At 38.0% G+C, this 7193-nt stretch carries 7 protein-coding genes, 2 pseudogenes and 1 other annotated feature; all 9 genes and pseudogenes read right to left on the bottom strand.

Annotated elements, in window-relative coordinates; translation table 11 throughout:
* Window positions 1–802 precede the first annotated feature (802 nt).
* Complete coding sequence (locus tag ACFINW_RS09165; RefSeq protein WP_375641137.1) at window positions 803–1741, bottom strand: abortive infection family protein; 939 nt, start codon at window positions 1739–1741, stop codon at window positions 803–805.
* An 809-nt stretch (window positions 1742–2550) separates the two neighbouring features.
* Window positions 2551–2775, bottom strand: a complete 225-nt coding sequence (locus tag ACFINW_RS09160; protein WP_375638860.1) for a hypothetical protein — start codon at window positions 2773–2775, stop codon at window positions 2551–2553.
* A 366-nt stretch (window positions 2776–3141) separates the two neighbouring features.
* Entirely contained in the window at window positions 3142–4506 is a 1365-nt protein-coding gene (locus ACFINW_RS09155; protein WP_375641139.1) for an MFS transporter, read from the bottom strand.
* A 57-nt stretch (window positions 4507–4563) separates the two neighbouring features.
* Window positions 4564–5355: a cytochrome P450 gene (locus tag ACFINW_RS09150; protein ID WP_375674218.1), complete on the bottom strand. Its 792-nt coding sequence runs from the start codon at window positions 5353–5355 to the stop codon at window positions 4564–4566.
* Window positions 5356–5572: 217 nt separating this feature from the next.
* Window positions 5573–5821 carry a hypothetical protein gene (locus ACFINW_RS09145; protein WP_375641143.1) on the bottom strand — a complete coding sequence of 83 codons (249 nt, stop codon included), beginning with the start codon at window positions 5819–5821 and terminating at the stop codon, window positions 5573–5575.
* A pseudogene (locus ACFINW_RS09140) lies at window positions 5818–6354 on the bottom strand (tRNA-dependent cyclodipeptide synthase); the annotation flags it as partial. The gene ACFINW_RS09145 and the pseudogene ACFINW_RS09140, both read right to left, overlap by 4 nt.
* Window positions 6341–6490: a tRNA-dependent cyclodipeptide synthase gene (locus ACFINW_RS09135; RefSeq protein ID WP_375674217.1), complete on the bottom strand. Its 150-nt coding sequence runs from the start codon at window positions 6488–6490 to the stop codon at window positions 6341–6343. The pseudogene ACFINW_RS09140 and the gene ACFINW_RS09135, both read right to left, overlap by 14 nt.
* A complete protein-coding gene (locus tag ACFINW_RS09130) occupies window positions 6438–6593 on the bottom strand; it encodes a hypothetical protein (protein WP_375674219.1) in 156 nt (51 codons plus the stop codon). Before ACFINW_RS09130 ends, ACFINW_RS09135 begins: the two co-directional genes overlap by 53 nt.
* Before the next feature lie 85 nt (window positions 6594–6678).
* Window positions 6679–6967: a sequence feature (23S ribosomal RNA rRNA prediction is too short), on the top strand.
* Between the two features lie 94 nt (window positions 6968–7061).
* Window positions 7062–7193: pseudogene (locus ACFINW_RS09125) on the bottom strand (MFS transporter); the annotation flags it as partial.

Below are 7193 nucleotides of genomic sequence, written 5' to 3'. Positions count from 1 at the left end.
GATTCTCTTGGTTCTTATGTCATCTCTCCCTTTGTCCTATGTGTAGCCTGTATATCGTCATCCTCAAAACAATCTGCCAACTTTTTGTAACAAAAAACTGCAAACAATTCCTTGAACTCCAAACTATCTATACCACTAAATACTAAGGCGGATTTTTACCTAGCAAGCTTTTGGGGTAGCGAGCCTATGCCTATGATCATTGTAATGATGACAACTTTTTGCAAATAGTGTTTTAAGAGGATAAAGCGTTATGTTGATAGCAGAAAGCCTGTAAAGAGAAAATGGTTATGGTATGTAAGAATAGTGCTGTTTTTTATAAGGAGCTGTCTTATTATAAATTAAGTAGGGTAGGAGAAGAACGTATAGGTATCTAATTTACACGCATAAAAGCTTTTCAGGGATTAAATCTAAACTCAGATTTTCTCTCTTTAGGGAGTTAAGACTTGTATTTTTATCATAATGACTAGCTTCTCCATCATAATATTTCTTCACGAGAACTTTCCAAAAATAGTACACTAGCTAGTTTGTTCTTAAAAAAAATAATCAAGGCAATACTTTTGCACCATCCTCATTCGCCATCCTTAAGGGCGGCTTTTGCATTTACAGAAATTGCCCACTGACTTTAGAAGCGGAGCCTAGAAACGTGGGGAAGAGGAACACCATAGAGCGGTGTGACTACTCATGTTGTCATGCTATAGAAATATTTGGTTTTGTAGGGTATAAGCAGCGGCCACCCCCTTTAATGCTTTTTAGGCATTAAAAATGGCACGAGAAAATGCTGGTAGTCGTGATATGTTTTTTATTATGGCTGATCCATGAGCTCTAAGATATAAATTGAGAGAGAATGGGCGGCATTAAAAGTTAAACGCGCATGGCGAGGCTTGAGATTGATTAGTTCAAAATCCTTTTCTGAGCGGCCATGCGCTGCACTTTTCTTGTTTCTTAAATTCATAGTACCACTCACGATTCTGGATAGACCGGTTGCGATCATTCTTAAGTCATTTTTATCTAGATCTTGATTTTTTAAGTTTTTTTGCTTTATATCGTCAGTATGAATCTTAGCCTTCTTAGCAACTTCTTTCCATAAAGCGTACAGCTTATTATGGGCATTTTCTTCGTATAGGATAGAATGGTGGTCGAGATAAGCTTTGCAAGAGGCTTCCAACAGATTTGCTGCAAATAAAACTGCCTCCCTTGGATCTTTTTCTATATTTTCTAATGCCCTATTTATTTCGATTTCTACTGCTGAAAGTTCTTTCTCTGCAATAAGTTTTTTTAGCTCTTCCATCGAGAGGAGACCAGCTTTTTGCAATTCTTGTGTGAAGGTCATCTCATTCTTGATAATATATCCTCCACGCTGATATTCCAATCCATCTTTCTTTAACGTTTCTAAAACTTTACGTTGATCTTCTTTAAGCTCTTGTAGCATTTGATCTTCTGATATATCTTGAAATATGGATCTGACTAACTTATGACACTCGCTGTCCAAAAAATCCCCAAGCAAATTACCAAGGACTTCAAGCGGTTCATTGCATTCCACATTGATTGTATCTAGTCGTTTCTTAATCTTGACATAGCTACTATCATTTAGCTTCTCATGAGGAGCAGATGGTGTATAAAAAAATAAGGCATCCAAATTCTCTGGCCAATAGTACTTTGGTAATATTTGAGAGAGTATCCTAATTGTTGCAGGAGGGATTTTGTTTTTCTGAGATATTTTTTGCGGAGACGATAATTGCATTTTATGGCTTTATAATATCAAAAAGTGGTATGTTGAGTGGTTTTTAGAGTATGATTTTATTGACTGACCTTGCTTAGAAAGTCGCGCAACAATTTTGTGGCTTATATAAGATTTGTGAAAAAGAAATACTATATTGTGTTTTAATCTTTTTCTCCTTTCATTGTTATAACAGTGAAGCAGTGAAGGGGGGAATAGTGTGTGATAATTCGAAAAATATAGAATGAGAACAGAAGTATAATTTTGTATTATCGTAACTACAATAGCATTCTTTATTGGCAGATTGTTTATTGGAGAGAAGGAAGCAGGCAATGCGCATAATCCCTGAACGGAAGGTTTTGTGACAAGAATTTCAACAATGGCATGTTACTAAATGTTGTGTGTGTTCTTTGCTTGTCAGAAAAAGTAGATGGCGCTCTTTATTTGCATAACCGGTATAGAGTAATGAGTAATGCGGGAGGCTAGTTTAAAATCTCGTTTATTCCGTTAAAGCTTACTGTTTTCTATAAAAAGACTGTTTTCATTATATCCGCTGTGAAGCTCGCATACTTGGTAGATGGAAATATACGCGTTTATCGTGTCTGTAAGGGAGCTTGAAGCAATGAAGTTATGTGTAAAAGAGTTCTGAAAAGCTTCTTTTGTCCGTAAAACTTATAAGGAAAATTTAAAGGCAGGAAAATGTTAGAGAAATCTAAGAGTACGCTGTGAAAATCAAGAAACAGTCTTTTTAGAGATGGTTTGCTGTCTGTCATCATGCTTTATGATTTTCAATGTTTTTAAAATTTCCCTCTCAATGAGAGAGGGCTTTTTTATTAAAGTGGGGGAGATTTGTTATGACAGTTAACAATGAAATGGAGAGAAGATGCTGCTTTACCAGCTGTTTTTGTCGCTTCAGTTTCATTTGGACCTATTGCTGTTATGAAAGCATAGTGATTCAATGACTTTGAAAAGGGGCGAATAACATTATCAAGTTTGCAATACAGTGCGATTTTTTGCATCGCGATGCGTGGCAGAAGATGGTCAGCATTTGGGGGCATTGTGGGTTCTATATTCTATGCTGGTTCGGTAGGGCGTCTGTTAGCGCATTTATGGGACTATTCCGCATTGAAATGCGTGCTTAATTTCGTGGATTTTTGCAAAGGTCTGATCAGAAAATCCCATATTTCAAGAGGTTTTTAGAGGGATCTAAAAGCACAGAGGTATCATAAAATTACAAACACCGTACGTTACTGGAGGTGATCAATTTTAGAGCTTAAGGAGCTTATCGGTTTAGTGTTCTTTCATAAAAATGATGAAGGCTGTGGTCAAGGTCTCAGTGTGTTGGTTTCTCGAAAAGTGGTGAATGCTGTATGATTTTATAAGCTATTGCCAATGTTATGGATAGGGAGTTCAAATAAAGCATATCATAAATCGGAATTCTTCTCTTTAGGCGATAAGAAGAGGGCTAGGCAAAACAGTAAAAATGTAGCGATAGAGAATATAAAGAATACGATATATATTTGGTTTAAGGACAGGGATTCTTCTGTCAGCGAATGGATCAAAAAGCCAGCGAATATACCCCCTAAGGCACCACCTATTTGCTGTAATATGCGTGTGATAACGGCTGTATCTTTGACGTATAAACTGTTGACATATTGGATGGGGGCGGAAAGGCAGACAATGGTGGTGATGCCAAGTCCTATGCCTCTTAGCAAGAATCCCAGTCCATCCATGCTTATATTATAGCCGAAGCATAATAACCCAAAGCTTGATATCACTAAACCAATTCCTATCATGAAAAAGGGAGATTTTTCTTTCCATTTTTGGTAAATAAATTTCCTTCCGATCCATGCTCCTACCCCTTGCAGAGCAAGGAGGGCACCGATGATGAGAAGGCTATTTTCATGGGCTTGTTCCATGGCAACTGCTAGTGGGAAATAAACGAGGAAGCTATAAAAAAGAAATGAAGCAACAAGCCCCATGATCATGAGTAATGTGTAGCGCGCATTTTGAAATCCGCTAAAGACGATTAATTTGTTTTTTGCTTTCTGATTAGAAACAATGAATAATATGAGAGATATCATGGCTATAAGCGCTAGGATAAAGAGGGCGTTGTGGTTATTGATGTTTCTGGCTTCTGTGAGGTAAAAAAACGAAAGAAGGGAGATGGAAAACGCTAAAAATGCAAATAAGTTAAATTTTGTTTTTGTTGTTTCGTTGCTCTTTAAATGTTTTGCTCCAAGGGTGAGTGCCAATAAAATAAGCGGAATATTGATAAAAAATAACAAACGCCAAGACACATACTGAGCAAGCGAGGCGCCTACCAGCGGACCAAAGGCAGGAGCGAAAACTGTTGGTACGGCTATGGTGCCCATGGCTTGGCGCACTCGTGTCTGTCCAAATTGTAATGCAATGATGGTTTGGCTAAGGGGCAGTAAAAGACCTGTCCCGAAACCTTGAACGATACGGGCAGATATAATAGTTGGAAAACTATAGCTTAATCCTACCCCCAGTGATCCAAGCATAAAAATGAAGCTTGCAAGAAACCAAGTGCTTTTGATACCTATTCTTCCTTGCACAAAAGCGGCCATTAGCAGCCCTGGAACGGTGGCGAGAAAATAGGATGTTACAACCCATTGTATATTATTTCCTTCCACGGAAAAATAATGCGCAAGGTCCGGAAGGATGATATTAACAATGCTCCCGTCCAGCAGAGGAAGTATGCTGGAAATAATTACGGTATATATGACATACTTTTCTGATTGAGTGTAGGAATCTCTCTTTTGCATTATTATGCCCCCTGTTGATATTCTTTAAAATATTGTCCCCGCCCCATTCACAAACTTTTAAAAATTAACACGTGTTTGTGATATCTGCGGCTTTGATATTGGAATGAATATGATTGGAAGTGCTGATGGTCCCCTTGTATACAATCCCTCTTCCTCCAAAATAAAACCATCGGTTAAGTTGATCTTAATGAGTTTATCGAGGAGTCTGTTTACTGTCAATTCACTCTGCATGAGAGCAAAAGCAGAACCTACACAAACGTGCACGCCTGCTCCAAAGGCTAAATGGTTTGCGGTCCTTATGAGACCCGCCCCAGTTTTACTGCCCCGTTTACGTTCTGGTATAAAATGATTGGGGTTCACAAAAATATCAGGATCACGGTTAGCTGCTCCAATCATACAAAAAACAAGAGAGTCGGCTGGTAATGTGACTCCTGCGAACTCTATCGCTTGATTGGTCTGGCGTGGTATAAGCTGAACGGGAGAAGTCAAGCGCAGTGTTTCTGTGATTGCATCGCCAAGAAGTCTCCTGTCATTTTGGATTTTTTCTAATTCATTTGGGTGTGTGAGTAAATGATAAAAAAGATAAGCTAATGTTTTATCAGCAAGTTCTATGGCGGCCAATAACATGTTAAGGACGAGAGCAACTATTTCAGAAGTTGTCATGCTATTAGCATCATTTGTTTTCTGGCATAAAACAGAGATTAAATCTTCTGATGCGTTTTTGTCCCATTCTTCTATAAGTGGTGTTAAATAAGAGATGATATCTTTGCTGCACGATAAGCTGAATTCTTTTTCCTCATCTGATTGGTTTAGGCTGGTGACAAAAGATGCAACTCCCTTATGCCACATGGATATATCCTTGTAGCAATCTATTGGTAGGCCTAAGACCATTAATGTAACAAGCACACTATAGTCTTTACCGAATTCATTTATAATATCTATTTTCCCCTTTGCAAGATGCGGCATGAGAAGCTGGTCTATTATTTCTTCAATAATTTTAGTATAGTGCGTGCGGAACATTTTTCCAGTAAGTTTTGAAAGTATGGCGTGCCGCTTGCTATGGTGCTCATGCCCTTCCATTTGTGCCAATACGCGATCGGCCCATTACCGGCTCTGCTCGAACGGCTAAGGGCGCTGTTGTAAAGCGGGTATCCTTCAAAATTGCGCTGACATCTTCATAGTGGCCAAAAAAATAAGCTTTAAGATTTTCATCCCAAAGAACAGAGTTAGAAGAATTTACAGTTTGGTATATATTATATGGATTTTTTTGGAAATTTTTGTCCATAACGTTGAATTTAATAACGTTGCGCATCATTCATTTTCCCCTGAATCTTCAATCATAAACTGGTTCTTCTCATAAGTTTGCGTACATATCGAAACAATTCCGTGACCTTGTTGTTTATCAACACAGAGAGGTTGTTCACAATTGAGCAACAATTCTCCAACCGGCCATTCACGATGGTAGGCTAAAACTGAGTTTTCTCTATTTAAGTAAAGATGGGCTATTTACGTAGAAAGGGATTTCATCAAAATATACTCAAGAGAAATATTTGTTGTTTCTAAATTCTTTGTTTCTTCAATTGATAATCCCACGCTTTTTGCCCGACGTTCAACTGCTTGGATTGACATTTTCGTGCATAATTCACGAAATTTTGAATTTTTTTTGCACAAATCTATAGCCTTTAATTTCAATTTTTTATAATTTTCATTTTGCTTGTATTGAGAGAAGTCAAGAATGCGAAATGATTTTTCTAAATTATAAGAATCATGAATATTATATAATATGCCTCTTATGCGATTGAGCTCTTTTTTTGTTTTCCTCTCTGCTTTAGCCTTAGGCACTCCAGAAGCTAATAAGAAGCATGGCTGATTCTATATCTGGGAGCAATACGTCAATATCTTTGAATTTCTTTGCAGCCCAACATATGAGCTCAGTGATACATTTTTCTGAAAACCTTGTGTTGAACGGACTTATACCGATCATAAGATGTTGCTTCATCGCAATTAAACGAGAGCAGTTTTCCGATTGCCCCCTTAATAGAAAACGAAAGACGGTTCTTGATATCTATTTCTTTTTGTAAACTCACACTCAACCCTCCCCCCGCATTCTATTATGGTGATTGTGGGAATATAATTTATTTAAAGAACTGATAACCAATTATCGAATAGTGTCCCATTATGTAACAAATAAAAAGTGTCTTGTAAAGGCAATTACGGATAATTAATCTGTTAAGTTAACGTAAGATACACACGGGTATTTGTACCACTTTAGTCATGAACATGGGAGAGATTCCAAATCCCGATGTATAGGGTTTGACGTTTACCCAGTGCTGGAATGTTAAGAGGAGATGTGCAAGCATTGAATTGAAACCCCAGTAAACGGCGGCTGTAACTATAACGGTTTTAAGGAAGCAAGACTACTTGTCGGGAAAATTCCGATCTGTACGAATGGTGTAACGAGCTTCTCCGTTGTCTCCAACGTAGACTCAGTGAAATTGAACGCACTGTGAAGATGGAAGGTTTTGGCCGGTTAGATAGAAAGATGACATAGTCCGCTAACTATCATTAAGTCCCTTTTTTTGTACGGCACTGTTCAAGATAAAACCTAATATGCCTGTGATCATTGTGGCGATGCCAATGATAAACAGTGTGCTTTGGGTGTGATGCACTTTTACAAAACCGGCTCC

This window comes from Bartonella sp. AA18HLJMS, from assembly GCF_042197245.1.
Classification (GTDB): Bacteria; Pseudomonadota; Alphaproteobacteria; order Rhizobiales; family Rhizobiaceae; genus Bartonella.
Note: the sequence above shows the minus strand (reverse complement) of the source record. Positions and strands in the feature narration are given on the sequence as shown.